A 24617-nucleotide genomic window follows, 5' to 3' on the forward strand; every position below is an offset into this window, starting at 1 on the left:
CACCTCAACAAACTCGTTGACGAAGTCAAAGATTACTCGACGGGCCGGCGGCCGCAACCTGGGTCCGGACATGGGAAACCCCGCGATGCTGCCAGGTCGGGGGTCCGCCAGCATCACGGGGTCGTAGTGGGTATCGACGCGACTTAGCGCGGCGTTACACCTCGCACACTATGTGGCATAGGTCACTCTGATGGGCGACCGCCACGGGGGTGAGAGGTCAGCGCATGTAGCCCGAGCGCGCCTGGGAGATCGCGATGAGTTCCTGACGGACCGTCGCGGTCGCGGCGGTGTCGATCGCCCGGTTCAGCGCCCGGCGAGTGCGAGCCTCGGCGCGACGGGCACGGAGCTTGGCGGCGATGTTGTTCATCGGTTTCTGCATCCCCTTCGAGGGTTCTGGGTGGCTTGTGCCTCTAGTATGCACCTTTTTTCACAAGGAATCCAACGAATGTCCGGTGATGTGGCGCACTCGCCGATGAATCATCGGCAAATTTGGGTAAGCGCCGGAGAGATCGAGGGTGGCGGCCGTCACGACAGAGCAACCTCATCGGACTATCTACTAATGTCTAGCGATTTTCTGATAAAGAGTTAGGGACGCTCATAGACCGCGAGACAGCCGGAAAAGCCCAGGTCAGTCGCGGCTGAGCAGGTAGTGGCCGAAGTGCGGCACGGTGAAGGCGATCTGCCCGCGTTCGGCCGAGAACACGAGGCCCTTCTTCATCAGGCTGTCGCGCGCCGGCGACAGCGACGACGGCTTCCGGCCGAGGAACACGGCGACGTCGGCGGTGCCGGCGGGTTCGTCGCGGCCCTGGGTCAGCTCGGCCATCGCCTGCAGGTACTCCCGCTCGGCCGGCGTCGCGCGCTCGTAGCGTGAGCCGAAGAAGCCGACCGCCAGCTCCGACTCCGCCTCGGGCGCCGCGACCTGGACGTCCTTGACGGTGATCGGGTCGGACGGCGCCGCGTCCCAGGCCGCCTTGCCGTAGGCCTGGATGAAGTACGGGTAGCCGCCCGAGGCGTCGAAGAGCGCGTCGAGCGCTTCCGGCTCGATGCCGGCGTCCTCGCGTTCGATCGGCGCCATCACGGCGAAGTCGGCGTCTTCGCGGTCGAGCCGGTCGATGCGCGCGTAGCGGAAGAGCCGCTCGGAGTACGACTTGGACGCCGAGAGCACCGCGGGCACGTGCGGCAGCCCGGCGCCGACGACGACCAGCGGCGCCCCGGACTGCGACAGCTCGTGGCAGGCGGCGCAGAGCGCGGAGACGTCGTCGGGCTGGAGGTCCTGGATCTCGTCGATGAACACCGCGACGCCGGTGCCGACGTCCGCGGCCAGCTCGGCGACGTCCGTGAAGAGCTCGACGAGGTCGATTTCGATGTCGCCGGAGTCGGCGCGGCCCTGCGCGGCGGGCACGTCGATGCCCGGCTGCCAGCGGTCACGCAGCTTCGCGTCGGCCTTGTTGGCCCGCAGCGCAAACGCTTTCAGCACGCCGAGCACCTCTTCGACGCGGTCCGGCGCGCGGTGCCGCACGGCGAGGTCCCGGATCGCCCGGTGCAGTGCGGCGGACAGTGGCCGCCGCAGCTCGGCGTCCGGCCGCGCCTCGATCTTGCCCGCGCCCCACTTGTGCCGGACGGCCATCGCGCGCAGCTCCCCGAGCAGCACGGTCTTGCCGACCCCGCGCAGCCCGGTGAGCACCAGACTGCGTTCGGGTCTCCCCCGCGCGACCCGCTCCAGCACCACTTCGAACGCCTTGAGCTCACGCTCGCGGCCGGCCAGCTCGGGCGGCCGTTGCCCGGCGCCCGGCGCGAAGGGGTTGCGGATGGGGTCCACTCTGCCAAGTTATCGGCGTATCTAGCGCGGACCCGATATTCGACCATAGACGCCTAGCGCGTGTCGCCGAGGTTCGACCGGATGGCCGTACATAGAGACGAACAGGTCTGCAGCCCTGCTCGTCCCTACCCCCAGCGCGCACTACGACGTAGCGCTACTCGCTCAGGTTCCGTTCCGCGTAGATCTTCATCGCGTCGCGCACGAATTCCGCGCCCGGGCCTTCGAACCCGTAGCGCGGGTCGTCGACGTACAGCTGGCCCAGGCCCGCGAAGTAACCCGCGGACACGGCCGAAACCGCCGGCCGGAGCCACGCGTGCAGCCGTCGCGCGATCGCCTGGACATCGTCGGCGTCCGCCGCGAGCCCGGCCGAGTGGGCGGACCCGAAGGCCGCGGCGATGTCCTGCTGCTCCTGCTGGTGCGCCTGCTTCTCCTCGGCGGACAGCGAGCGCCACCACTGGTCCCCCGTCGCGTACGCCGAAGCGCCCCAGCGCTCGGTGACCTCCTTCTCGTACTTCGTGTGGTCGAAGCCGTCGAAGACTTCTTCTGCCATCAGTCGTTCACCTCCCTTCAGTTTCCGTAGTGTGGTGCGGACCGAGCCGATCTGCCGGTCGATCCGCCGCCGCTCCTGTTCGAGCAGCTCCAGGTGGGTCTCGAGCGCGGTGACGCTGTCCCCTTGCCCGTCCAGGACGCCGGCGATCGCCGGGAGCCCGAGGCCGAGCTCGCGCAGCAGGAGGATCCGCTGCAGCCGGACGAGCGCCTGCTCGTCGTAGTAGCGGTAGCCGTTGCTGCCGATCCGGCTGGGTTCGAGCAGGCCGACCGCGCCGTAGTGGCGCAGCGTCCGGCTCGTGGTCCCGGCCGAGCGGGCGATGTCCTGGATCGACCACTCCATGGCTTCGACCCTAGAAGTTGACGCAACGTCAAGGTCAAGCGCTAAGGCTTTCTAGCGCTCTCTAGCATTCACACGAGATTCGCGCAGAAACACCGATGAGGGTTCGAGCGCGGGCCGAGCGGGCACTCAGCGAGTAGGTTCGACCAGGCAGCGGCCCGTACGAGGAAGGCAACGACCGTGATACTCCGTCGACTGGCACGTCCCCTGCTGGCAGCGATGTTCGTGACCGGCGGGATCAATGCGCTGAGGCACGCCGAAGGGCACGCGAAGGCGGCGGAACCGTTCCTCAAGGGCGCTTTCGACAAGGTCGGTGACGTCGTCCCCGAGCAGGTTCCGCGGGACCCGGTGACGCTCGTCCGCATCGACGCCGCCGTCAAGATCAGCGCCGGCCTCGCGCTCGCCACCGGGAAGGCGCCCCGGCTCGCGGCCGGGCTGCTGCTCGGCAGCCTGGTGCCGACCACGCTGGCGGCGCACAGCTTCTGGACCATCAAGGACCCGGAAGAGAAGCAGAAGCAGCAGATCCAGTTCTTCAAGAACGCGAGCATGGCCGGTGGCCTGATGCTCGCCGTCGCCGACACGCACGGGAAGCCGTCGGCGGCGTGGCGCGCGCGTAATGCCGCGAAGGACGTCGGCCACAGCGCCGAGAAGCTGACCCGGAAGGGCCAGAAGCGAGCTAGGAAGCTCGCGAAGCGGGCCGAGAAGAAGCTGCCTGGCTGACACAGACGCACAAAAGGGCCGCCCCTCGTGAGGGGCGGCCCTTTTGTGGTCGCTACTTCTCCAGGATCGCGGTGACGCCCTGGCCGCCGGCCGCGCAGATCGAGATCAGGCCGCGGCCCGAGCCCTTCTCGTGCAGCAGCTTCGCCAGCGTCGCGACGATCCGGCCGCCGGTCGCGGCGAACGGGTGCCCGGCCGCCAGAGACGAGCCGTTGACGTTCAGCTTCGTCCGGTCGATCGAGCCGAGCGGCTCGTCCAGCTCCAGCTTCTCCTTGGCGAACGCCGGGTCCTCCCACGCCTTGAGCGTGGCCAGCACCTGCGACGCGAACGCCTCGTGGATCTCGTAGTAGTCGAAGTCCTGCAGCGAAAGCCCGGCGCGCGCGAGCATCCGCGGCACGGCGTACGCGGGCGCCATGAGCAGGCCCTCGTCACCGTGGACGTAGTCGACGGCGGCCGTCTGCGAGAACGTCAGGTACGCCTGCACCGGCAGCTTGTGCGCCTTCGCCCACTCGTCGGTGGCCAGCAGGACCGTCGACGCGCCGTCGGTCAGCGGCGTCGAGTTGCCCGCGGTCATCGTGCCTTCGGGACCGCCGAAGGCCGGCTTGAGCTTGGCGAGCTTCTCGGCGGTCGAGTCCGCGCGCAGGTTCTGGTCGCGCGCGAGCTTGAGGAACGGCGTCACGAGGTCGTCGAAGAACCCGCGGTCGTAGGCGGCGGCGAGGTGCTGGTGGCTGGCCGCGGCGAGCTCGTCCTGCGCCTCGCGGGTGATCTCCCAGACCTTCGCGGTCAACGCGGCGTGCTCGCCCATCGAGAGGCCGGTGCGCGGCTCTTCGTTGCGCGGGATCGCCGGGACGATGTGGCCCGGGCGGATCTTCGAGACGAGCTTGAGGCGGTCGCCGAGCGTCTTGGCGGCGTTGAGCTGAATGAGGATCTGACGCAGGTCCTCGTTGACGGCGAGCGGCGCGTCGCTGGTGGTGTCGACACCGCCGGCGATGGCCGAGTCGAGCTGGCCGAGCGCGATCTTGTTGGCGACGTTGACGATCGCCTGCAGGCCGGTGCCGCACGCCATCTGGACGTCGGACGCGGGCGTCGCGGGTGAGAGCTTGCTGCCGAGCACGCTCTCGCGGGCCAGGTTGAAGTCCTTCGAGTGCTTGAGCACGGCGCCGGCCGCGACCTCGCCGATCACCTCGCCCTGCAGCGCGAAGCGGCTGACCAGACCGTCGAGCGCGGCGGTGAACATGTCCTGGTTCGACGCCTTCGCGTAGGGGCCGTTCGACCGCGCGAAGGGGATCCGGTTGCCGCCGATGATCGCGACCTTGCGCACGGCGGGGGTCTTCCTGGGCGGCATGAACGTCACCTCTCTGGTCGGCTCTCTCACACTGTAACCTACTCCTGAGTAGGTTAGACTGCGACGTGACGCAGACTGCACGGGAGGCAACCGATGGCTGACAGGTACCAGCAGTTCACGAAAACCCCGTTGGGGAAGTTCGTGGTGCCGAAGCTCGGCCTGCCCAACCCCGCCACACTGCGCCGGTACAAGCCCGGGCAACCCGCCCTCGAGGGTCCCGCACTTCTCGGCGCCGCGCCCGGCGGCCGGCTGGAGAAGAAGGTGCGTGACCAGCTCGCGGACGCGGGCATCGACGTCGTCACCGCTTCGGGTGACCGGCACGCGGCGCTCGTCTTCGACGCCACCGGCGTCACCGACCCTTCGCGCCTGCGCGAGGTCTACGACTTCTTCCACCCGGTGATCCGCAGCGTCGGGCCGTCCGGCCGCGTAGTCGTCCTGGGCACCCCGCCGGAGCAGGTTGACGGCCGTGAGCGGATCGCCCAGCGCGCTCTCGAGGGCTTCGTGCGCTCCGTCGGCAAGGAGCTGAAGCGCGGCGCGACGGCTCAGCTCGTGTACGTCGCCGAAGGCGCCGAAGAGGCGACCGAGTCGACGCTGCGCTTCCTGCTCTCCGCGAAGTCCGCGTTCGTCGACGCGCAGGTCATCCGGATCGGCGTCGAGGGCAAGACGGCCGATGCGCCCGCGAACTGGGAAAAGCCCCTCGACGGCAAGGTCGCGCTGGTCACCGGCGCGTCCCGCGGCATCGGCGCGGCGATCGCCGAGGTCCTGGCCCGCGACGGCGCACACGTCGTCGCGCTCGACATCCCCGCCCAGGGCGGCGACCTGTCGAAGGTGGCCAACAAGATCGGCGGCTCGGCGCTGCAGCTCGACATCACCTCGCCGAGCGCGCCCGCGAAGCTCGCGGAGTACCTGAAGGAGCGTCACGGCGGCGTAGACGTCGTGGTGCACAACGCGGGCATCACGCGCGACAAGACACTGGGGAACATGAGCGAGAGCGCGTGGGACTCGGTGATCGCCGTGAACCTGGCGTCGCAGCTGGCGGTGAACGACAAGCTGCTCGCCGACCGCGTGCTGAACGAGAACGGCCGGATCATCGGCGTCTCGTCGATCGCGGGCATCGCCGGCAACGTCGGCCAGGCGAACTACGCGACGTCGAAGGCGGGGGTCATCGGGATGGTGAACGTCGGCGCCTCGCAGCTCGCGGCGTACGGCGGCACGATCAACGCGGTCGCCCCGGGCTTCATCGAGACCAAGATGACGGCCGCGGTCCCGCTGTTCATCCGCGAGGCGGGCCGGCGGCTGTCGAGCCTCGGCCAGGGCGGGCTCCCGGTCGACGTCGCCGAGACGATCGCCTGGTACGCGAACCCGGCGTCGGCCGCGGTGAACGGCAACGTGGTCCGCGTCTGCGGCCAGGCCCTGCTGGGGGCCTGACGTGGTGATCCGCGAACTCGACAGCACGCCGAGCCTGGCGACGCTGTACCCGAAAGCCCTGCTCGGCCTGCGCCGGACGGGCTCTTCGCTGCCGGACACGGAGCTGGTGCGCACGGGCGTGGTCGTCGACCCGGCCCACCTGGCGGCGTACAACACGGTGTGCGGCTTCCGGCTGAGCGACGAGCTGCCGGCGACGTACCCGCACATGCTGGCGTTCCCGCTGCAGATGGCGCTGATGACGGAGCCGGGCTTCCCGTTCCCGCTGCTCGGCATGGTGCACGTGGCGAACCGGATCACCCAGCACCGCGCGCTGCGCCTGGGCGAGCCCCTGACGATCCGGGTGCGCGCGGAGAACCTGCGCCCGCACGAGAAGGGGCGTCAGTTCGACGTCGTCAGCGAGGCGTGGGCCGGGGACGACCTGGTGTGGGCCGACGTGAGCACGTACCTGCGCCGCGGCTCTTCGTCGGGGTCTTCTTCACGGCGTGACCAGCTGGCGCCCCCGACCCCGGACGCGATCTGGCGAATCCCGGCCGACATCGGCCGCCGCTACGCGGAGGTGTCCGGCGACCGCAACCCGATCCACCTGCACCCGCTGACAGCGCGCCTGTTCGGCTTCCCCCGCGCGATCGCCCACGGCATGTGGACGAAGGCCCACGCCCTGGCATCGTTCGAAGGCCGGCTGCCGGAGGCGTTCACGGTGGACGTCCGCTTCAAGCAGCCGGTACTGCTCCCGGCCAAGACGGCCTTCACGTCCTGGGCGGACGGCGACGGCTGGGCGTTCGAGCTGTGGAGCAAGGCAAAGCCCCACCTGGAGGGCACGATCACCTCACTCTGACGGCTTCCAGACCTCGCCCTCGATGAGGTCGTTGAAGCCGAGCCAGACGAGGTTCATCAGCCACGACGCGAGCACGCCGTCGGAGATGTCGGGGTGGTCGAGGGCCCAGTCGGCCAGCGACTCGGCCGCCCCGACCAGGGCCGCGGACAGGCCTTCGCCGGAGAACTCGGCCTGCTCGCCGACCCCCTTGCGGGTGCCCGCGGACACCACGAGCGCCGCGACCAGCTGGATCGCGCGCGCCCGCATGTCGGTGATCTCCGCGGCGAACGTCCCTCCGACGGTGAGCGCCTGGCGGTGCAGGACCGTCCACGACTCGCGGTACTCCGCGACGAAGCGGTAGAAGGACCGCAGGCCGTGCCAGAGCTGCATGTCCGGCGGCAGGTCGGGCTGGACGCCGGCCTGGATGGCCTCGAGCAGCCGCGTCGCCTCGCGGCGGATGCACGCGCCGAACAGGTCCTCCTTGGACCCGAGGTAGGTGTAGATCATCGGCTTCGAGACCCCGGCGACGTCGGAGATCTCGTCCATCGAGGCCGCGTGGTAGCCGTGGCGCGAGAAAACCTGGACGGCCGCGTCCAAGATCTGCCGCTCGCGCACGGCGCGCGGCAGCCGCCGGGCCCGCTCCGGCGGACGCTGATCATCCTCTGACACGCTGGACCTCCCTGTTGCTGCCCGGAGACGGTACCGGGCGTTGCCCCGGGAGGGTGATTTCGGCACGCTTGCCCGCCTACCTACTGGCGGGTAGCCTACGTGTGAGTAACTTGAGAGGGAGTGACCATGGCCGACAACGCCGGGATGACCAGCGCAGATCAGGTCGCGAACCTCCGCGGAACGGCGCTGCTCGACGCCCTGGAGCGGCTCGACCCCATCGGCCCGGAGGCGCACACCCTCGACGTCAACACCCTCGCCGACGCGGTGAACCCCCGCGACCTAGGCAAGGACGACTTCCGCCGCCTCCTGAGCGCGCTGCTCCGGCTGGCCGAGCGCGCCCCGGCGTTCGACCTGAGCAAGGTCGACCCGGCGCGCTTCGCGACGTTGGTGTCCTCGGCGTCGCGCGCGCAGCTCGAGAGCGTCGTCGCGGAGCGGCCCCTGCGCGAGCGGGTGCTGGCCGAGATCTTCGCCCGCATGGGCGCCCACATCCGCCCCGACCGAGCCCGCGACCTGCACGCGGTCGTCCACTGGCGCATGTCGGGCGGCCTCGGCGAAGGCGGCTACGACCGCTACGAGACGCTGATTTCGCGCGGCTCGTGCACGGTGAGCCGCGACATGCGCTCAGTCCCCCGGGTGACGATCACGATCGCTCCGGCCGACTTCTTCCGGCTCATCACCCACCAGGCGACGCCGGCGGTGTTGTTCGTCACGGGAAGAATCAAGGTCAAGGGCGATTTGGCCTTCGCGGCGGGCCTGATCGGCTTCTTCGACCTCCCCCACCCGGGATAGTCTCGTCCCCGTGCCCCGAAAACCGAAGTGGCGCCTTTCCCGGCCCCGCGGCCTTCGTGGCGGCCACGCCGTCAACGCGTTCGCCGAGAAGCTGGTCATCGCCAACTTGACGCCCCAGCAGTTCATCCAGGTCCTCGAAACTCTCCACATGCTGGGCTCCGCTGGGGCGGGCATAGAGCTGAGCTCCCTGTCGACGGACGTCCTGGTCGACGTGGTCCGCCGAGCCTCCCGCGACCAGCTGAAGGCCATCGCCGAGCATCCTGAGTTGCGTGGCGTGTTCCTGGACGAGATTTTCCGCCGAATGTCCGAGCATTTCTTGCCGGAACGAGCGCGGCACGTGGATTTCGTGGTTTCTTGGCGCTTTTCCGAGGGAACCGGCGAAGACGGCTACGACCGTTTCCAGACGGTGATCGAGGACGGGGTGTGCGTCTCGTCAACGGACTTGTCCCGGACACCGGACACAACAATCACCCTGTCCGTGGACGACTTCATCAGGATGGCCACGGGGAACGCGGCGGTGGCGGCGATGTTCGTGACGGGCCGGGTGAAGGTGAAGGGCGAGTACGCGCCGGCGGTGCGGTTCTCGAGCTACTTCGACATCCCCAAACCATCCGTGGACTAGTGGTCGCGCTGAAACGTGGGCCGGACGGCTGCCCGACTGCGCCGCTCAGGCGTGTCGCGGCGCGGCGGCCGCTGTTGGCGGCGAGCTGCCAGTCAGAACTCGGATCTGGATAAGGACACCCCGGGAGGATCGAGTCGGTCACCGGCGACCTGAGCATCGTCGGCCTGGTCCGCGTGATCGGCAACATCCTTAAGGGCGGCGGGCTGAACGTGCTCATCGTGGGGTGATCAAAGCGCTCGACTTCTTCGGCGTCGAATTCGTCGCCACGGCTGAGACCATCCTCGTCGCGGCTAGTGGGGCGGTCACGATCACCCAAGAATCCACCGACCTCGCCGAAGAGCAGAAGCAGACGGATCGGATCGTCCTCAAACTGGCCGATAGTTGGTGGACCTCAACGCGATGCGTGCGCAACTACACGACTCGCCGATCGGCGTCCTCAAAAGAGGCCATCGCGATCGACAAACGAAGGTCGCCGACCCCACTTCGGACCTGGGGCCGCGTATCGCGGTGGCATTCAGCAGCTACAAACACGGCAAGTTTGCCGAGCAGCAGGATACGGTGTTCTCCGTCATGGAGGTCATCTGGCTCATGCGCCGCAACGGCGAACTGACCCTAAACGAGCGGGCGAGCGCCAAACCGAATCCGGATCAACTCTCGACGACGCGCCCCTCGATCACCGTCGGGGGCTGATCCCGGCGGGGCTCCTCCGATGGCGAAGACACCACCTCAGCATCCACCACCATCACTGGCCCCCGGCGCTGATTGGCGAACCGCACCGCTCGCTTCTCCATCCGGCGAAGCCATAGGCGGCGAGCCACCGCCCGCGATGGCGGCAGTATCAGTAACAGCCCCAGGACGTCGCTCACGAAGCCCGGCAGCAAGATCAACACGCCGCCGAGGCCCACCAGCATGCCGTCAGTGAGCTCCTTCTCTGAGGGGCGCCCCATTCGGGCTGACTCGACGAACGCCTTCATCGCTTTGGCGCCTTCACGGCGGGCGAGCCACGAGCCGATGAACGCGCCAGCAAGGAGGAGGCCCAGTGTGCCGAGCACGCCGACAGCTGAACCCACCGCCCAGATCGCGGCGATCTCGGCGAAGACGTAAATCAGGAACCCGACAGCCATAAACGCCCAACGAACGAGCTGTCCGGTTCGTTCCCAATGCGCGTCTGACCTGGGCCACATCCGGGGTGGATCACAAGATCGGGTGGTTAAGCGACGGGGCGTCGTTGCGCCGCCGGCTAGGTCGGACGACGGACGTTACGCTCCGAGCGCGTTCGCCTGCGCTAGGTGTTCGTGACTCTCATTGATAGGTGCAAAGTGTGGTGTTCAAGACATGACCGAAGCTGTTCAGGAGCTGGATCTCCCCACCTCGGACTGGGCGTCTGAGGGGTTGGTCACCGAGGTTCAAATGGTCGACCCTGCGATGGCGGCGGCCTTGAGCCGGTACAACCAGGGAAATCGGACCCTCAATCGCAGTACTGTCGACATCTATGCCGCTGCGATGAAGCGTGGAGAGTGGCGGCTAAGCCATCAGGGCATAGCAGTGGATCAGAAAGGCGTATTGCTGGACGGGCAGCATCGGCTCGCTGCTGTCATCAAGTCCGGCGTCACGGTGCCGATGCTGGTTATCCGTGGCGTGGAGCGAGAGTCGTTCAGTGTTGTCGATACCGGGCGGCGGCGAAGTGCTGGTGACAGCCTTCGGGCCAATGGTGCGACGGATGTGTACAACCTAGCGGCTTCGCTGCGCTCGGTGTTCCTCTACGACACATTTCCCGCTGATGCTCCTTGGAGTGGTACCCGGTCCAGATTGACTAACGATCAGATCCTCCAGCTGAATGATGTTTATCCCGAGATGCTCGAATGCATCAAGCAGGCGCGGCCCGTGGCTGGCGCCATCGGTGCGGTTGTCTCTTCGTGCGCTGCGGGCATCTACATCACCCGGCGGGCCGCGCCTGACCTGGATCAAGAGGAGTGGTTCACGGGGATCACCGTTGGCGCGAACCTCGACGAAGGGGATCCAAGGCTGAAATTCAGGGGGTTCTTCATTAATATGCGCGCACAGGGCGGACGCCGCCGAATGGAGGCGCGTGAGCATATTGCGATCTATATCAAAGGTTGGAATGCCTGGGTGCGTGGCGAGAAGCGTCAGCTCCTGTCATTTCGAAAGGGGGAGGCGATGCCCAAACCGGCGACGCCGTGAAGTGGGCGTTGAGCGAGGAAGGGATCCTCGCTCAACGCCAACGGGTCGCCATAAAAAATAGTCGATTCATGACGTGAGCACCCGTGAATCGACGATAACTCGAAATTCCGATCAATGCAATATATGGAAAGGTGAAGTGTGCCGCTAGCGCGTCGAGTTTCCGTCGAAGACCAGGTCGAAGCGGTCTTGGCCATCCTTGGTGGGCAAGCGACGGTGCGTGAGGTAAGCCGCCTTCATCGAGTGCCGCAAAAAACTGTCCGCGAGTGGCTTAGCTACTTCGCAACTGGCGGACGCGTGGCGCTCGAGGTAAGGGACGCGGCTTAAGCCGATGCGGCTAGGTGACTCTTGCTGTTTAGAGGTACCTAGCCGACCGTAGGAAAGGGCCGTTCACCAGGCTTGACTGCCTGGTGAACGGCCCGCCTAGATGCTCCCTAGCTCGGGATCTCGTCCAGGTACGCCTGCGCCTGAAGTGTGAACAGCTCCGCATACCCGGCCTTAGCCGCCATCAGCTGTTCGTGCGTTCCGTACTCCGCCACCTTTCCGTGGTCCAGCAGCAGAATCCGCTCCGCCTGCCGCACCGTCGAGAACCGGTGCGAGATGTACAGCGTCGTCCGTCCCTCGGACAGCTCACGCAGCCGCGAGAACAGGTCATGCTCCGCCTGGGCGTCCAACGCCGACGTCGGCTCGTCGAGGATCAACAACGGCGCCTCCCGCTGGAACGCCCGCGCCAAAGCGATCTTCTGCCACTCCCCGCCGGACAGCGAGACGCCCTGGTCGAACCACCGGCCCAGGGGGCTGTCGTAACCGCCGGGCAGGCGCTCGATGCGCTCGTCCGCGCCTGCTCGGCGGGCCGAATCCTCGATGTGGGGGCGGTCTTCCAGGCGAGTCAGGTCGCCCAGGCCGATGTTCTCCGCCGCCGTTCCTTGGTACGTCACGTAGTCCTGGAACATCGCGCTGATCCTCGTGCGCAGCTCCACCGGGTCGTACTCGCGGATGTCCACGCCGTCCAGAAGAATCCGTCCGGCCGTCGGGTCGTAGAGCCGGCACAGCAGCTTGAACAGCGTCGACTTGCCCGCGCCGTTGCGGCCCACCACCGCCACCGTCTCGCCCGGGCGGATCTCGAAGCTGACGTTGTCGAGCGCCGCCTCGTCTGCGCCCGGGTAGGCGAACGTCACCGAGTCGAACTCGATGTGTCCGTCCACTGTGGACGGCATGGGGCGGGGTGAAGCAGGCGCCGTGATCTCGGGTTTGGTGTCCAGGAAGCGGTACAGCGTGTCGAGGTACAGGTTGTTCTCGTACATCCCCGAAAACGCCGTGAACAGCCCGGACACCGACGTCTGCACGGACGTCGCCGCGGCCGTGTACAGCGCCAGGTCGCCCAGCGTCAGGTGCCCGCCGACCGCCTGTAGCGCGATGTACAACGCGATCGCCGAGCCCGCGAACGTGCTCAACAGCCCCCAGGACGTCGAGCTGATGTTGCGGTTGATCGTCAGCTTCCGCTGCCGCTCGTACGACACCAGGCCGAGCCGGCGGAACCGGTCGACGAAGTACGGGCCGAGCCCGAACAGCTTCGTCTCCTTGGCGTACGTGTCCGTTGTGACCAGCGAAGACAGGTAGTCCATCCGCCGCTTGATCGGCGACATCAGGAAGGTCAGCCAGAACGCGCGCGAGCCGTACTTGGACTGCGAGATGAACGCCGGGATCGGCGCCAGCAGCGCGACCAGCGCCAGCAGCGGGCTGACGGCCACCAGCAGCGCGATCATGCTGCCGAACGTGATCGTCGTCCGCACGAGCCCCAGCGCGGAGTTCATCATCGACAGCGGCCGCGTCGGCGCCTCCTGTGCGGCCTGGCGCAGCATGTCGTACGACGTCGAGCCTTCGAAGTACGCCAGGTGCAGCTCGCTGGCGTGCGCCATCACCTGGTGGCGGATGGTCAGCGTCATGCGCTCCTGCAGCAGGGACTGCGCGATCGACGTCAGCGCGCTGCTGATGGCCGTCGCGGCGAGCACGCCGAACTGGAACAGCGCGACGTTCACGATGTCGGCCGTTGTGCCGCGGTGCTGGATCGCCGCCACGACGGAGTCGAGCAGCAGCTTCGCGATGTACGCCGTCACCGTCGGCAGGAGCCCGGAAAGCAGCGTGATCAGCGCCAGCAGGATCGTCAGGATCGGGCTGGCCTGCCACGTCAGCTTCACGACCTTCGGCAGGCCGCGGACCGTGCCCGAGACCGACGTCTTCGCGCGCTTCAGCCGGGAGCGCCAGTCCTTCGGCTGGTTGTCCTGCTTGGGCTCCGGGATGTCGACCGGGCCGGTCAGGCCGCTTTCCGGAACCGTCGAGATGGCGCGCCGCCGGCCCCGCCGGGCCATCAGGAACTCCATCCCGCCCCCGCCGCCCGGGATCACGGGGCCTCCACGGCGCCGTGCAGGAAGACGTCGACCACCTGGCGCGTGGTGGGCGCGTCGTCGTCCGGGGCCATCCGGCGGCCGCCGAACAGCAGGGTCAGGAACAGGGAGGCCAGCTGCTCGGGCGGCAGGCGGAGCCGGTCCTTCTCGGGTTCGAACAGCTCGGTCATCGCGCCGCGCATGGCGGTCATCGATTCGCGGCGGCCGCCCTTCAACGTGCTGCGCTGATCCTTCAGGCGCTGCTCGGGGTCGCGGTGGCGGACGCGGCCGGACGCGTGCAGGGCGCCCATCAGCGCGCCCATCCGTTCGAGGTGGGCGCCGAGGGCTTCGGCGGCCTCGACGAGCCGGTCGTCGAGCGGCTGGTCGACGGGGATTTCGGCGATCGCGTCGAGCACGTGGTCGGGGCGCAGGGCCTCCGCCGTGCAGGCGTCGAAGAGCTCGTCCTTGTCCTTGAACGCGCGGAAGATGGTGCCCTCGCCGATGCCGGCGGCGCGGGCGATCTGGCTGGTCGTCACGTTCGCGCCGTGGTCGATCAGGAGCGGGAGCACCGCGTGCACGATCATGGCGCGCCGCGCTTCGACGCTCATGCCCGGCGCTCTTCGCCGGGTCTCTGGTGCTGGTGTCATGGCACCAGTGTGCGGAGTGAGTGCTCACTCCGTCAAGCGAGTATAGGTTGGCTCTCATGGGTGTGGTCTGGGCGATGGTGTTCCCGATGCTGCTCGTGCTGCTGTTCCTGCTGGCCGTGTTCGAGGTCTGGGGCCGCCGGTTCCTGCCATGGCACCGCCGCGGCGACGGCTCCCGCATGGCGAGCATGGCCGCGACCGAGGAGGTCGAAGCGATCCTCGGCGGCACCAAGCAGCACGAGCTGGAGCAGCGTCAGGTCCAGCTGATGCTGGTCGACGACGAAGCGGACGGCGCCCCGCCGCGCACCCACGTCGACCTCGACGCCGGGAAGATCGTCTTCCGGAAGCCGTGAAGGGGCGCCCTCGCGGCACCCCTCCACGGACCTCTCAGTACGTCATCGCCATGGCCGGGTCGGCCAGCAGGGCGCCGACGTCGGCCAGGAACTCCGAGCCCTGCTGGCCGTCGACCACCCGGTGGTCGAAGCTCAGCGACAGCTGGAGCACCTTGCGGACCTTGATCTCGCCGTCGACCACCCACGGCTGGTCCTTGATCGCGCCGAGGCACAGGATCGCGGACTCGCCCGGGTTGATGATCGGCGTGCCGGTGTCGACGCCGAAGACGCCGACGTTGGTGATCGTGATCGTGCCGTTCGCCATGTCGGCCGGGGACGTCTTGCCTTCGCGGGCGACGTCCGTCAAGGTCGTCAGCGCGCCCGCGAGCTCCTTCAGCGACAGCGAGTCGGCGTCACGGACCTTGGGCACGATCAGGCCGCGGGGCGTGGCCGCCGCGATCCCGAGGTGGACGTAGTCCTTGTAGACGATCTCCTGCGCCGCTTCGTCCCACACCGCGTTGATGTCCGGCGTGCGCTTCGCCGCCAGGCAGACGGCCTTCGCCGCGAACGTCAGCGGCGTGACCTTCACGCCGGCGAACTCCCGCGACTTCTTCAGCTTCTCGCGGAACTCCATCATCGGCGTGACGTCGATGGTCAGGAACTCCGTGACGTGCGGAGCGGTGTACGCGCTCTGCACCATCGCCGCCGCGGTCATCTTGCGGACGCCCTTGATCGGGACGCGCCGCTCGCGGGTGGCCGGGTCGTAACCACTGTCCACAGGGGACGCCACCGGAGCAGCCGAACCGTTCGCCGCGCGCTCGACGTCGTCACGCGTGATGACGCCACCCGATGCGGTGCCGGTCAGCGCGTGCAGGTCGACGCCGAGGTCCTTCGCGAGCTTCCGCACCGGCGGCTTGGCCAGCGGGACGTAACCGCCCCGAGGCGCAGGCGCAGGAGCAGGAGGAGCGGCGACGGCAGCCGCCGGAACCGGCTCGGGAGCAGCACCCTTCCGGGCCCGCCGCTGGGTCACGACCGCCTTGGAGCCGTAGCCGACCAGCGGCTTCATCTCCTCTTCCTCGGCAGGCGCGGCCGCGGGAGCAGGGGCCGCGACCGGAGCGGCCGCGCCTCCGGGGTCGACGTCGATGGTGAGGATCGGCGTGCCGACCTCCACCGTCTGTCCCGGCTCGACGTGCAGCTCCGTGACCACACCGGCCCACGGGATCGGCAGCTCGACGGCGGCCTTGGCGGTCTCGATCTCGACGACGATCTGGTTGACCGTCACCGTGTCACCCGGCTTCACGTGCCACGACAGGATGTCGGCTTCGGTCAGCCCCTCCGCGGTGTCGGCGAGGGGGAACTGTTTGTACGTGGGCATTACGCGGAAATCCCCCTTACCAGGCGAGTGAGCGGTCGACGGCGTGCAGCACCCGGTCCAGGTCGGGGAGGTAGTGCTCCTCGAGCTTCGCGGGCGGGTACGGCGTGTCGAACCCGGTCACCCGGAGGACGGGCGCTTCCAGCGAGTAGAAGCACTCCTGCTGGACACGCGCGGCGATTTCCGACGTCAGGGACGACTCGGACGGCGCCTCCGACAGCGCGATGAGCCGGCCGGTCTTGCGCACCGACTCGAACACCGGGCCGAGGTCCAGCGGCGAGAGCGTGCGCAGGTCGATGACCTCGAGGGACTTGCCCTCGTCCTCGGCCGCGGCGGCCGCGTCGAGCGCGACCTTCACGGACGGGCCGTACGCGACGACCGTGGCCGTGGTGCCCTCGCGGACGACCTGCGAGGAGAACACCCGCGGCGCCGCGGCGTCGGTGTCGATCTCCGCGCGCAGCGCGCCCGAGTGGTACAGCCGCTTCGGCTCGAAGAACAGGATCGGGTCGTCGGACTTGATGGCCTGCTGGATGCCCCAGTAGGCGTCGACGGCGTTCGCGATCGAGATGACCTTCAGGCCCGGGATGTGCGCGAACAGCGACTCGGGCGACTCCGAGTGGTGCTCGACCGCGCCGATCCCGCCGCCGAACGGCACCCGGATCACGACGGGCATCTTGACCTTGCCCTGCGTCCGGTAGTGCAGCTTCGCCAGCTGCGACGAGATCTGGTCGAACCCGGGGAAGATGAAGCCCTCGAACTGGATCTCGCAGACCGGCCGGAAGCCGCGCACGGCCAGGCCGACCGCGGTGCCGATGATGCCGGACTCCGCGAGCGGCGTGTCCAGCACGCGCTGCTCGCCGAAGTCCTTCTGGAGGCCGTCGGTGATCCGGAAGACGCCGCCGAGCTTGCCGACGTCCTCACCCATGATCAGGACCTTGGGGTCTTCTTCCATCGCGCGGCGCAGGCCGAGGTTGAGCGCCTTGCCGATGGTGAGTTTCTGGAGGTCGGTCATCAGTGCTCACCCGCCGATACGAAGCCGTCGAGGTAGGACAGGAACTCTTCGCGCTGCGCCTCGAGGACGGGGTTGCCCTCGGCGTAGACGTTGCTGAAGATCCGCTCCGGCGGCGGCTCGGGCATGTTGAACGTGTACTCGCGCAGGTCCGCGGCGAAGGCGTCGGCCTCGGCCTGGACCTGGTCGAAGAAGTCGTGGTCGGCGCCGCCCTTGCGGGCCAGGAACGCCCGGACGCGCTCGATCGGGTCCTTGAGCTTCCACTCTTCGAGCTCGTCGGACAGCCGGTAGCGCGACGGGTCGTCGGTCGTCGTGTGCGCGTCCATCCGGTAGGTGAACGCCTCGATCAGGACCGGGCCGTTGCCGTGGCGGCACTCGTCGAGCGCCCAGCGGGACACCGCGAGGCAGGCCAGGACGTCGTTGCCGTCGACGCGGATGCCGGGGAAGCCGTACCCGCGGGCGCGCTGGTAGAGCGGCAGGCGCGACTGGCGCTCGGTCGGCTCGGAGATCGCCCACTGGTTGTTCTGGCAGAAGAACACGAGCGGCGCGTCGTAGACCGCGGCCCAGACGAATCCTTCGTGGACGTCGCCCTGCGAGGTCGCGCCGTCACCGAAGTAGCAGATCGTCGCTTCGCCGTCGTCGTCGCCGACCTTGCCCTCGAACTTCTGGCCCATCGCGTAGCCGGCGGCGTTGAGCACCTGGTTGCCGATCACGATGGTGTACGGGTGGAAGCCCGTGCCCTGGTAGTCCCAGCCACTGTGGTCGGTGCAGCGGAAGATGCCCAGCAGGTCCTTCATGTCGACCCCGCGCGCGTACGCGACGCCGTGCTCGCGGTAGCTGGGGAACGCCATGTCGTTCTTCTTCAGCGCGCGGCCGGAGCCGATCTGCGCGGCCTCCTGGCCGAGCAGCGGGACCCAGATGCCGAGCTGGCCCTGGCGCTGCATCGCGTTGGCCTCGCGGTCCGCGCGGCGGACGAGCACCATGTCGCGGTACAGCTGGCGCAGGGCTTCGTCGTCGACGTCGTCGACGTACTTGTCGAACTGCGGCGACGGGACCCGCTCGCCTTCGGGGGTGAGCAGCTGAGTCAGCTCAGCGCCACCTTCGCTGGTCGCTCGCAATCCGGCGATCACCTGCTCGGGGGACGGCTGGGCCGCGACGGCGGCCGGCCCGTCTCCAGGCTCCGGGTGCGTCCACTGTTCGGACGGCATGGGCGGTACTCCTCGGTGTCGGTGCCTCTGGCGGCCGCTTGTGGCGACCACAGCGACTGCACCGGCGGGGACCAGCGTCTCGGGTCTCCGAAGCGCTCGGTCACCGTCGGCGTTGACGGTTCACGCCGACATCCTGGCACGAAGGTCGTGGCTTTGGTCAGACGCGGTTGCTGATTTGTTGCTGAGAAAGGGGCTCTGAACAGGGAAAACGCTAGGAAGCCCGAGCATCGGACCTACGAGAGTAGGGAATCGGTCCGCCCGTTCACCAGGCGTGGCCGCACGCGCACACGGCCGTGCGCCTGCGTGATCACCTGCTCGGGGGACGTCGTTGTGATGTGCCGCACGCCGGGACGCCCATGGCACGATGGATCTCGTGGAGCACAAATCCGTTCGTGAATCCGTCGTGTCCACCTGGACCGACGACGTCATCCCGAGTCTGTCCGGGCTGGTGGCGATCCCCGCCTTGTCCCCGGCCTTCGACGCCGAATGGGCGAAGAGCGGGCATCTGGCCGCCGCCGTCGACCACGTCCGCGAGTGGATCGCCGCGCGCGAGCTGCCCGGCGCGAAGCTCGAGGTCGTCCGGCTCGAAGACCGGACCCCCCTGCTGCTCGTCGACGTCCCGGCGACCCCGGGCGCGGCGGACCAGGGCACCGTCCTGATGTACGGCCACCTCGACAAGCAGCCCCCGGTCGGCGGCTGGTCCGAGGGCCTCGACCCGTGGACGCCGGTGATCCGCGACGGCCGGCTCTACGGCCGCGGCTCGGTCGACGACGGTTACTCCGGCTACGCGGCGACGGCGGCGATCGAAGCCGTCCACGCGGCCGGCGGCGAGCACGCGCGCATCGTCGTGCTGCTGGAGACGGGCGAGGAGTCCGGCAGCCCCGACCTCCCCGCGTACGTCGACCACCTGGCCGACCGCATCGGTGCGGTGTCGCTGGTGATCTGCCTCGACGCCGGCGGCAGCGACTACGAGAGGTTGTGGCTGGTCACGAGCCTGCGCGGGATGCTGCACCTGGACGTCACCGTGCAGCTGCTGGGCTCGGCCCAGCACTCGGGCATCGCGTCGGGCGTCGTCGCCAGCTCGTTCCGCGTGCTGCGGAAGCTGATCGAACGGCTCGAGGACAGCGCGACCGGTGAGCTGCTGCTCGACGAGCTCAAGGTCGACGTCCCGGCGAACCGGCTGTCGGAGCTGAAGGCCGTCTCGCAGGACTTCCCCGAGGCGCTGTCGAAGGCGTTCCCGCTGGTCGAAGGCGGGCGCGTGATCACCGAAGACGCGCTGGAGCTGATGCTCAACAACGCGTGGCGCCCGACGCTGTCGGTGATCGGCGCCGACGGCTTCCCGAAGCCGGCCGACGCGGGCAACGTCCTGCGCGAGAGCACGACGTTGACGCTGAGCTTCCGCCTCCCGCCGACGGCTGACGCCGCGAAGGCACTCGAAGCCGTGAAGCGGACTCTGACCACGGACGTCCCGTACGGCGCGAAGGTGACCTTCGGCGACAACCCGCAGTCCGAGGACGGCTGGAACGCGCCGACCGAGTCCCCGTGGCTGACGGCGGCCCTGCGCACGGTCAGTGACGACGTGTTCGGCCAGCCGCACCGCGCGACCGGCATGGGCGGCTCGATCCCGTTCATGGGCCTGCTCTCCCGGAAGTACCCGGAGGCGCAGTTCCTGGTCACCGGCGCGTGCGGGTCCGACTCGAACATCCACGTGCCCGACGAGTGGCTGCACCTCGAGTATGCGCAGCAGGTCACCGAGGCCGTCGCGCACATCCTGGACGCCCACGCCCGAGGCTGACTCCGTGAGCGGCGCTCTCCCGGGAGAGCGCCGCTCACGCCAGCCGGGTCAGGTGGACCGAGACGTCCAAAGTGGACTGACCGCCGCCGGTGAAGATGCCCTTCAACGGCGCCACGTCGGCGTAGTCCCGGCCCATCGCCACCCACACGTGCCGCGGGCCGACCGGGATCGCGTTCGTCGGGTCGTACGCCCACCAGCCGCCGGTCCAGACGTCGACCCAGGCGTGCGACTCACCCTCGACCACCTCGCCGAGCTTCGCGTCCCGCTTGGTGTGCAGGTACCCGGACACGTACCGCGCCGGGACGCCGATCGCGCGCAGCATCACCAGCGTCACGTGCGCGAAGTCCTGGCACACGCCTTCGCGCGCCTTCCACGCGTCCGTCGCCGTCGAGTGCACACCGGTGGTGCCCGGCTGGTACTTCAGCTGCTTGTGCACCCACTCGCACACCGCCAGCACCGCGTCCGCCGGATCCAGCCCGGTCCGCAGCGAACGGGCCTCGCGCGCCAGAGCGACGTCACGCGGGGTGTAGTCGGTCGGGGTCAGGTACTCCGTGCGGTGGTCGACGACCGTGTCCGACCGCAGGTCCTTCCACGTCGCCGTGCGGATCGGCTCGGCTTCGTCCGCCGTCTCGACCACCGACGTCGCCAGCACCGTGAACTCCGTGTGCGGCGCGTGGAGGTCGAACGACGTGACGACCGTGCCCCAGTAGTCGGTGTACCGGTAGGCGCGGGTCGCCGGGGTCGTCTCGATGCGCGTCGCGACCGTCGTCTGACGGCGGTCCGACCGCGGGGTCAGGCGCGCCTCGTTGTACGACTGCGTCGCCGGTGTCGCGTACCGGTACCCCGTCCGGTGCGCCACGCGCAGCTGCCAGGTCACAGCGAAACCTCCGCACCGCTCCACGCCACCCACGGCGACGTGCTGAAGTACTGCATCGACACGGATTCGCCGATGTCCTTGATCGACGTCTGCAGCGCCCCGAGCCGCCGCGGCAGGTCGGTCAGCAGGTCCGACGGGCGCAGGAACTCGAGCTCGCTGCGGGCGCGGCCGAGCTCCCGCAGCGCCTCGGACTTCTCGTTGCTGCGCGAGCCGCCGCCCGGGTCGAGCCGTTGCAGGCACTCCTCCGCCTGCCGCAGCGCGTGGAACACCGAGCGCGGGAACAGCGTGTCCCGCAACAGGAACTGGACAACCCGCCCGGCGTCGAGCGCGCCCCGGTAGGTCCGCAGGTAGGTGTCCTGCGCGCCGGCCGAGCGCAGCACCGTGATCCAGCCCGGCGACGACGCGCGGTCCGCGACCCGGGACAGCAGCAGCCGCACCACCATGTCGGCGCGTTCGATCGAGCGGCCGAGCACCATGAACAGCCAGCCGTCGTCCCGCGACATCGTCGAGTCGGCGAGCCCGGCGAACATCGCCGCGCGCTCCTCCACGAACGACAGGAACGCGTGCGGCCCGGCGCGGCGCGCGTACCGCTGCCGGTCCGGCACCGCGTTCCACGTCGCGTTCAGGCATTCCCACAGCTCGGTCGAGACGACCTCACGGGCGCCGCGCGTGTTCTCGCGCGCCGAGTTGATCGAGCCCACGATCGACGCCGGGTTGTCCTTCGCGTACGCCACCAGCTCGGTCAGCTTCCAGACGTCGAGCGTCTCCCCGTTGGGCGTGTCGATGCCCAGGACGGCCAGGAGCTGACGGCTCGCGTGGTCCGGGTCGACCGTCGCGTCCTCCAGCAGCTGGTGGACCGAGACGTTGAGGATCCGGGAGGTGTCGTCGGCGCGTTCGACGTACCGGCCGATCCAGTACAGCGACTCCGCGTTGCGTGCCAGCATTCGAACCTCCCTAGCTCTGCTGTTGCTGTTGCTGCTGCTGGGACGCCGACAGCTCGGGCCCCTGTTCGGCGGCCAGGCCGTCCACAGTGGACATCGCGCCGAGCGCCGGTTGCTCCAGTTCGCGTTCGACGCTCGAAGCGCGGGACGCCAGCACCCACGTGTCCTTCGAGCCGCCACCCTGCGACGAGTTGACGACCAGGCTGCCCTCCGGCAGCGCCACCCGTGTCAGCCCGCCCGGCAGGACGAAGATCTCCTTGCCGTCGTTCACCGCGAAGGGCCGCAGGTCGACGTGGCGCGGCGCGAGCCGGTCGTCCACCTTGGCCGGCACGGTCGAGAGCTGCACCACCGGCTGCGCGATCCAGCCGCGCCGGTGGGCGCGCACCTTCCGGCGCAGCGTGTCGAGCTCCTTCTTCGTCGCCTCCGGGCCGAAGACGATCCCGTACCCGCCGGAGCCTTCGACGGGCTTGACGACCAGCTCGTCGAGGTGCGCCATGACGTGGTCGAACTCGTCCGGCAGCCAGCACCGGAAGGTGTCCACATTGGGCAGCAGCGGCTTCTCGTTGAGGTAGTACTTCACCATTTCCGGCACGTAGGTGTAGACGAGCTTGTCGTCGCCCACGCCGTTGCCGACGGCGTTCGCGACGACGACGTTGCCCGCGCGCGCCGCGTTGAGCACCCCGGCGACGCCGAGCACCGAGTCCGGCCGGTAGTGCACGGGATCGAGGAACTCGTCGTCGATGCGCCGGTAGATGACGTCGACCTGGCGCTCGCCCTCGGTGGTCCGCAGGTAGACGACGTTGTCGCGGCAGAACATGTCACGGCCTTCGACCAGCTCGACACCCATCAGCCGCGCCAGCAGCGAGTGCTCGAAGTAGGCCGAGTTGTAGACGCCGGGGGTGAGCACCACGACCATCGGGTCGGCGACGTTCGCCGCGGCCGCCGCCCGCAGCGCCCGCAGCAGGTGCGACGCGTAGTCGCCGACCGGCCGGACGCGGTGCTGGGCGAACAGGTCCGGGAAGACCCGGGCCATCGTGCGCCGGTTCTCCATCACGTACGACACCCCGGACGGGTTGCGGAGGTTGTCCTCCAGCACCCGAAATGTGCCTTCCTCGTCGCGCACCAGGTCCACCCCGGACACGTGGATGCGCACGCCGTTCGGCGGGTTGATGCCGAACGCCTCCCGCTGGAAGTGCTCACACGAGGTGATCAGCCGCCGCGGCAGCACCCCGTCGCGCAGGATCTGGCGGTCGCCGTAGATGTCGGCGAGGAACGCTTCGAGCGCGCGCACGCGCTGGGCGACCCCGCGTTCGAGCTTCGACCACTCGGCGGCCTGGATCACCCGCGGCACCAGGTCGAGCGGGAACGGCCGCTCCTGGCCGGACAGCGAGAAGGTGATGCCCTGGTCGACCATCGCCCGGTCGAGCGCGAGCGACCGGGAGTTGAGGTCGTGCGCGTCGAGCGCGGCGATCGAGTCGTACAGCGCCCGGTAGGGCCCGCGGACCGTGCCGTCGGCGGCGAACATCTCGTCGTAGGCGCCCGCGTGCGGGCGTTCCGGGGAGAGGTACCCGTCGAACCGGGCCCCCGGCCGGGTGATCCTGCTGGTCGCCGCCTTCCGCGCACGTCGACCGGACGGGGGCAGCCGGGGCGGGGTCGCGTTCATGAACGACATCCTCACTCACGTGCCCCTTCGTGCGCGACACTCCCACACCGGTGGGCGCGGTGCGAAACGTCGCTGTAACTCGACAGTGCTGTGCTTTGGTATGGATGAGTGGCAATATGCGTGCTCTCACGAACTGAGAACTACGAGGAGTGACGACGTGGCCCGAGGACCCCAACTCAAGGCGCTCGCCCTGATCCCGGCGCTCGCCCTGGCGGCCGCCGCCCTGACCGCGTGCGGGGGCGACGACGGCGGCACGGCGGCCGGCGGTGTCCAGCTCATCGCGTCAGGCAAGCTCACGACCTGCACGCACCTGCCCTACCAGCCGTTCCAGGTCAAGCAGGGCGACAAGATCGTCGGCTTCGACGTCGACCTCGTGGACCTGGTCGCGAAGAAGCTCGGTGTGCAGCAGAACATCGTCGACATCGCCTTCGAGAACATCGAGTCCGGCGAGGCCATGAACAGCGGCCAGTGCGACCTGGCCGCCGCGGGCATGACGATCACCGACAAGCGCAAGCAGAAGTTCGACTTCTCGGAGCCGTACTTCGAGGCCACGCAGGCCCTGCTGGTCAAGGCCGGCTCGCCGATCAAGGACTTCAGCAACGTCGCGGGCAAGAAGATCGGCGTCCAGTCGGCCACCACCGGCGCCGACTACGCCAAGGAGAACGCGAAGGGTGCCGAGATCGTCACGTTCGACGACCTCGCCCTGGAAGAGCAGGCCGTGAAGAACGGCACCGTGGACGCCGGCGTCAACGACAACGGTGTGCTCTACGACTTCGTCAAGACGAACCCGGACACCGCCGTGGTGAAGGAGTTCAAGACGAACGAGTTCTACGGGATCGGCGTCAAGCAGGGCAACTCCGCCCTGGTGACCGCGATCAACGACTCGCTGAAGGCCTCGGTGTCGGACGGCACCTACGCCCAGATCTACCAGAAGTGGTTCGGCAAGGCGCCGACCTGGCTGCCCGGTAACCCCACCCAGTAAGACCCCCGCCTGGGGGGGGGGGGTGGGGGGGATGCGGCGAGGGAGTGGTGGTTTTTTTCTTTTTGTCTTCCGTGGAGGGGGGGAGGGAAAGGCGGACGGCACCAAACACCGAGGCGAGTGCG

At 68.7% G+C, this 24617-nt stretch carries 25 protein-coding genes; 11 read left to right on the plus strand and 14 right to left on the minus strand.

Annotation, left to right across the window (positions count from 1 at the left end):
• Positions 1 to 217 precede the first annotated feature (217 nt).
• From ACZ63J_RS16490 to ACZ63J_RS16500, 3 genes are all read right to left on the minus strand, one after another.
• Complete coding sequence (locus ACZ63J_RS16490) at positions 218 to 367, minus strand: hypothetical protein (protein WP_364275848.1); 150 nt, start codon at positions 365 to 367, stop codon at positions 218 to 220.
• Between the two features lie 261 nt (positions 368 to 628).
• Positions 629 to 1819, minus strand: coding sequence for an AAA family ATPase (locus tag ACZ63J_RS16495; RefSeq protein WP_465306737.1), 1191 nt, complete (start codon positions 1817 to 1819; stop codon positions 629 to 631).
• A 154-nt stretch (positions 1820 to 1973) separates the two neighbouring features.
• Complete coding sequence (locus ACZ63J_RS16500) at positions 1974 to 2708, minus strand: MerR family transcriptional regulator (protein ID WP_465400011.1); 735 nt, start codon at positions 2706 to 2708, stop codon at positions 1974 to 1976.
• A gap of 177 nt (positions 2709 to 2885) precedes the next feature.
• Between ACZ63J_RS16500 and ACZ63J_RS16505 the strand changes: the two genes are divergently transcribed.
• Positions 2886 to 3425 (plus strand): DoxX family protein, encoded by a 540-nt coding sequence (locus ACZ63J_RS16505; RefSeq protein WP_465400010.1) that lies wholly within the window; start codon positions 2886 to 2888, stop codon positions 3423 to 3425.
• A gap of 52 nt (positions 3426 to 3477) precedes the next feature.
• On the opposite strand, the gene ACZ63J_RS16510 is transcribed toward ACZ63J_RS16505, so the two are convergent.
• Positions 3478 to 4767 carry an acetyl-CoA C-acetyltransferase gene (locus ACZ63J_RS16510; RefSeq protein ID WP_465333439.1) on the minus strand — a complete coding sequence of 430 codons (1290 nt, stop codon included), beginning with the start codon at positions 4765 to 4767 and terminating at the stop codon, positions 3478 to 3480.
• A 93-nt stretch (positions 4768 to 4860) separates the two neighbouring features.
• Between ACZ63J_RS16510 and ACZ63J_RS16515 the strand changes: the two genes are divergently transcribed.
• Both ACZ63J_RS16515 and ACZ63J_RS16520 read left to right on the plus strand, forming a co-directional pair.
• Positions 4861 to 6195, plus strand: coding sequence for a 3-oxoacyl-ACP reductase (locus ACZ63J_RS16515; protein ID WP_465400009.1), 1335 nt, complete (start codon positions 4861 to 4863; stop codon positions 6193 to 6195).
• Between the two features lies 1 nt (position 6196).
• On the plus strand, positions 6197 to 7030 hold the full coding sequence (locus tag ACZ63J_RS16520; protein ID WP_465400008.1) for a MaoC family dehydratase: 834 nt from the start codon (positions 6197 to 6199) through the stop codon (positions 7028 to 7030).
• On the opposite strand, the gene ACZ63J_RS16525 is transcribed toward ACZ63J_RS16520, so the two are convergent.
• Positions 7022 to 7678: a TetR/AcrR family transcriptional regulator gene (locus tag ACZ63J_RS16525; protein ID WP_247016531.1), complete on the minus strand. Its 657-nt coding sequence runs from the start codon at positions 7676 to 7678 to the stop codon at positions 7022 to 7024. The two genes, ACZ63J_RS16520 and ACZ63J_RS16525, sit on opposite strands and share 9 nt — an antisense overlap.
• A 126-nt stretch (positions 7679 to 7804) precedes the next feature.
• On the opposite strand from ACZ63J_RS16525, the gene ACZ63J_RS16530 reads away from it, so the two are divergent.
• From ACZ63J_RS16530 to ACZ63J_RS16540, 3 genes are all read left to right on the plus strand, one after another.
• Positions 7805 to 8467 (plus strand): SCP2 sterol-binding domain-containing protein, encoded by a 663-nt coding sequence (locus ACZ63J_RS16530; protein WP_465400007.1) that lies wholly within the window; start codon positions 7805 to 7807, stop codon positions 8465 to 8467.
• A 10-nt stretch (positions 8468 to 8477) separates the two neighbouring features.
• Positions 8478 to 9089: an SCP2 sterol-binding domain-containing protein gene (locus ACZ63J_RS16535; protein WP_465400006.1), complete on the plus strand. Its 612-nt coding sequence runs from the start codon at positions 8478 to 8480 to the stop codon at positions 9087 to 9089.
• Between the two features lie 384 nt (positions 9090 to 9473).
• A complete protein-coding gene (locus ACZ63J_RS16540; RefSeq protein WP_465400005.1) occupies positions 9474 to 9779 on the plus strand; it encodes a hypothetical protein in 306 nt (101 codons plus the stop codon).
• On the opposite strand, the gene ACZ63J_RS16545 is transcribed toward ACZ63J_RS16540, so the two are convergent.
• On the minus strand, positions 9737 to 10213 hold the full coding sequence (locus tag ACZ63J_RS16545) for an FxsA family protein (RefSeq protein WP_465400004.1): 477 nt from the start codon (positions 10211 to 10213) through the stop codon (positions 9737 to 9739). The two genes, ACZ63J_RS16540 and ACZ63J_RS16545, sit on opposite strands and share 43 nt — an antisense overlap.
• A gap of 211 nt (positions 10214 to 10424) precedes the next feature.
• Here ACZ63J_RS16545 and ACZ63J_RS16550 point away from each other — a divergent pair, with 211 nt between their 5' ends.
• Together ACZ63J_RS16550 and ACZ63J_RS16555 are read left to right on the plus strand one after the other, a co-directional pair.
• Positions 10425 to 11291 carry a ParB N-terminal domain-containing protein gene (locus ACZ63J_RS16550; protein ID WP_465400003.1) on the plus strand — a complete coding sequence of 289 codons (867 nt, stop codon included), beginning with the start codon at positions 10425 to 10427 and terminating at the stop codon, positions 11289 to 11291.
• A 138-nt stretch (positions 11292 to 11429) separates the two neighbouring features.
• Positions 11430 to 11615 carry a helix-turn-helix domain-containing protein gene (locus ACZ63J_RS16555; protein ID WP_465400002.1) on the plus strand — a complete coding sequence of 62 codons (186 nt, stop codon included), beginning with the start codon at positions 11430 to 11432 and terminating at the stop codon, positions 11613 to 11615.
• Between the two features lie 107 nt (positions 11616 to 11722).
• On the opposite strand, the gene ACZ63J_RS16560 is transcribed toward ACZ63J_RS16555, so the two are convergent.
• On the minus strand, positions 11723 to 13669 hold the full coding sequence (locus ACZ63J_RS16560) for an ABC transporter ATP-binding protein (RefSeq protein WP_465400335.1): 1947 nt from the start codon (positions 13667 to 13669) through the stop codon (positions 11723 to 11725).
• 20 nt (positions 13670 to 13689) lie between these two features.
• Complete coding sequence (locus ACZ63J_RS16565; protein ID WP_465306769.1) at positions 13690 to 14280, minus strand: TetR/AcrR family transcriptional regulator; 591 nt, start codon at positions 14278 to 14280, stop codon at positions 13690 to 13692.
• A 95-nt stretch (positions 14281 to 14375) separates the two neighbouring features.
• Between ACZ63J_RS16565 and ACZ63J_RS16570 the strand changes: the two genes are divergently transcribed.
• On the plus strand, positions 14376 to 14669 hold the full coding sequence (locus ACZ63J_RS16570; protein ID WP_465400001.1) for a DUF6191 domain-containing protein: 294 nt from the start codon (positions 14376 to 14378) through the stop codon (positions 14667 to 14669).
• Between the two features lie 34 nt (positions 14670 to 14703).
• On the opposite strand, the gene ACZ63J_RS16575 is transcribed toward ACZ63J_RS16570, so the two are convergent.
• The 3 genes from ACZ63J_RS16575 to pdhA are packed head-to-tail and all read right to left on the minus strand — an operon-like array spanning position 14704 to position 18237.
• Positions 14704 to 16023, minus strand: coding sequence for a dihydrolipoamide acetyltransferase family protein (locus ACZ63J_RS16575; protein WP_465400000.1), 1320 nt, complete (start codon positions 16021 to 16023; stop codon positions 14704 to 14706).
• 16 nt (positions 16024 to 16039) lie between these two features.
• Positions 16040 to 17032: an alpha-ketoacid dehydrogenase subunit beta gene (locus tag ACZ63J_RS16580; RefSeq protein WP_465306773.1), complete on the minus strand. Its 993-nt coding sequence runs from the start codon at positions 17030 to 17032 to the stop codon at positions 16040 to 16042.
• Positions 17032 to 18237: a pyruvate dehydrogenase (acetyl-transferring) E1 component subunit alpha gene (gene pdhA / locus ACZ63J_RS16585; protein ID WP_465333456.1), complete on the minus strand. Its 1206-nt coding sequence runs from the start codon at positions 18235 to 18237 to the stop codon at positions 17032 to 17034. The genes ACZ63J_RS16580 and pdhA overlap by 1 nt, the downstream gene beginning before the upstream one ends.
• 373 nt (positions 18238 to 18610) lie before the next feature.
• Between pdhA and ACZ63J_RS16590 the strand changes: the two genes are divergently transcribed.
• Entirely contained in the window at positions 18611 to 20032 is a 1422-nt protein-coding gene (locus ACZ63J_RS16590) for a M20/M25/M40 family metallo-hydrolase (RefSeq protein WP_465399999.1), read from the plus strand.
• Between the two features lie 34 nt (positions 20033 to 20066).
• Here the strand turns inward: ACZ63J_RS16590 and ACZ63J_RS16595 are convergent, their stop codons facing one another.
• The 3 genes from ACZ63J_RS16595 to ACZ63J_RS16605 are packed head-to-tail and all read right to left on the minus strand — an operon-like array spanning position 20067 to position 23522.
• A complete protein-coding gene (locus tag ACZ63J_RS16595) occupies positions 20067 to 20909 on the minus strand; it encodes a transglutaminase family protein (RefSeq protein ID WP_465399998.1) in 843 nt (280 codons plus the stop codon).
• Entirely contained in the window at positions 20906 to 21853 is a 948-nt protein-coding gene (locus ACZ63J_RS16600) for an alpha-E domain-containing protein (protein WP_465306781.1), read from the minus strand. Before ACZ63J_RS16600 ends, ACZ63J_RS16595 begins: the two co-directional genes overlap by 4 nt.
• Positions 21854 to 21863: 10 nt before the next feature.
• Positions 21864 to 23522 (minus strand): circularly permuted type 2 ATP-grasp protein, encoded by a 1659-nt coding sequence (locus ACZ63J_RS16605; protein WP_465400334.1) that lies wholly within the window; start codon positions 23520 to 23522, stop codon positions 21864 to 21866.
• Positions 23523 to 23670: 148 nt separating this feature from the next.
• Between ACZ63J_RS16605 and ACZ63J_RS16610 the strand changes: the two genes are divergently transcribed.
• Positions 23671 to 24495 carry a basic amino acid ABC transporter substrate-binding protein gene (locus ACZ63J_RS16610; RefSeq protein ID WP_465333462.1) on the plus strand — a complete coding sequence of 275 codons (825 nt, stop codon included), beginning with the start codon at positions 23671 to 23673 and terminating at the stop codon, positions 24493 to 24495.
• The last annotated feature ends 122 nt before the right edge of the window (positions 24496 to 24617 follow it).

It is taken from the genome of Amycolatopsis sp. NPDC104863, from assembly GCF_055582965.1.

Coding starts and splice junctions, on each gene's coding strand:
- ACZ63J_RS16490 (WP_364275848.1), bottom strand. CDS start 367: ATGAACAACATCGCCGCCAAGCTCCGTGCCCGTCGCGCCGAGGCTCGC.
- ACZ63J_RS16500 (WP_465400011.1), bottom strand. CDS start 2,708: ATGGAGTGGTCGATCCAGGACATCGCCCGCTCGGCCGGGACCACGAGC.
- ACZ63J_RS16510 (WP_465333439.1), bottom strand. CDS start 4,767: ATGCCGCCCAGGAAGACCCCCGCCGTGCGCAAGGTCGCGATCATCGGC.
- ACZ63J_RS16515 (WP_465400009.1), top strand. CDS start 4,861: ATGGCTGACAGGTACCAGCAGTTCACGAAAACCCCGTTGGGGAAGTTC.
- ACZ63J_RS16530 (WP_465400007.1), top strand. CDS start 7,805: ATGGCCGACAACGCCGGGATGACCAGCGCAGATCAGGTCGCGAACCTC.
- ACZ63J_RS16545 (WP_465400004.1), bottom strand. CDS start 10,213: ATGGCTGTCGGGTTCCTGATTTACGTCTTCGCCGAGATCGCCGCGATC.
- ACZ63J_RS16550 (WP_465400003.1), top strand. CDS start 10,425: ATGACCGAAGCTGTTCAGGAGCTGGATCTCCCCACCTCGGACTGGGCG.
- ACZ63J_RS16560 (WP_465400335.1), bottom strand. CDS start 13,669: ATGGAGTTCCTGATGGCCCGGCGGGGCCGGCGGCGCGCCATCTCGACG.
- ACZ63J_RS16565 (WP_465306769.1), bottom strand. CDS start 14,280: ATGAGCGTCGAAGCGCGGCGCGCCATGATCGTGCACGCGGTGCTCCCG.
- ACZ63J_RS16570 (WP_465400001.1), top strand. CDS start 14,376: ATGGGTGTGGTCTGGGCGATGGTGTTCCCGATGCTGCTCGTGCTGCTG.
- ACZ63J_RS16575 (WP_465400000.1), bottom strand. CDS start 16,023: ATGCCCACGTACAAACAGTTCCCCCTCGCCGACACCGCGGAGGGGCTG.
- ACZ63J_RS16580 (WP_465306773.1), bottom strand. CDS start 17,032: ATGACCGACCTCCAGAAACTCACCATCGGCAAGGCGCTCAACCTCGGC.
- pdhA (WP_465333456.1), bottom strand. CDS start 18,237: ATGCCGTCCGAACAGTGGACGCACCCGGAGCCTGGAGACGGGCCGGCC.
- ACZ63J_RS16600 (WP_465306781.1), bottom strand. CDS start 21,853: ATGCTGGCACGCAACGCGGAGTCGCTGTACTGGATCGGCCGGTACGTC.
- ACZ63J_RS16605 (WP_465400334.1), bottom strand. CDS start 23,522: ATGTCGTTCATGAACGCGACCCCGCCCCGGCTGCCCCCGTCCGGTCGA.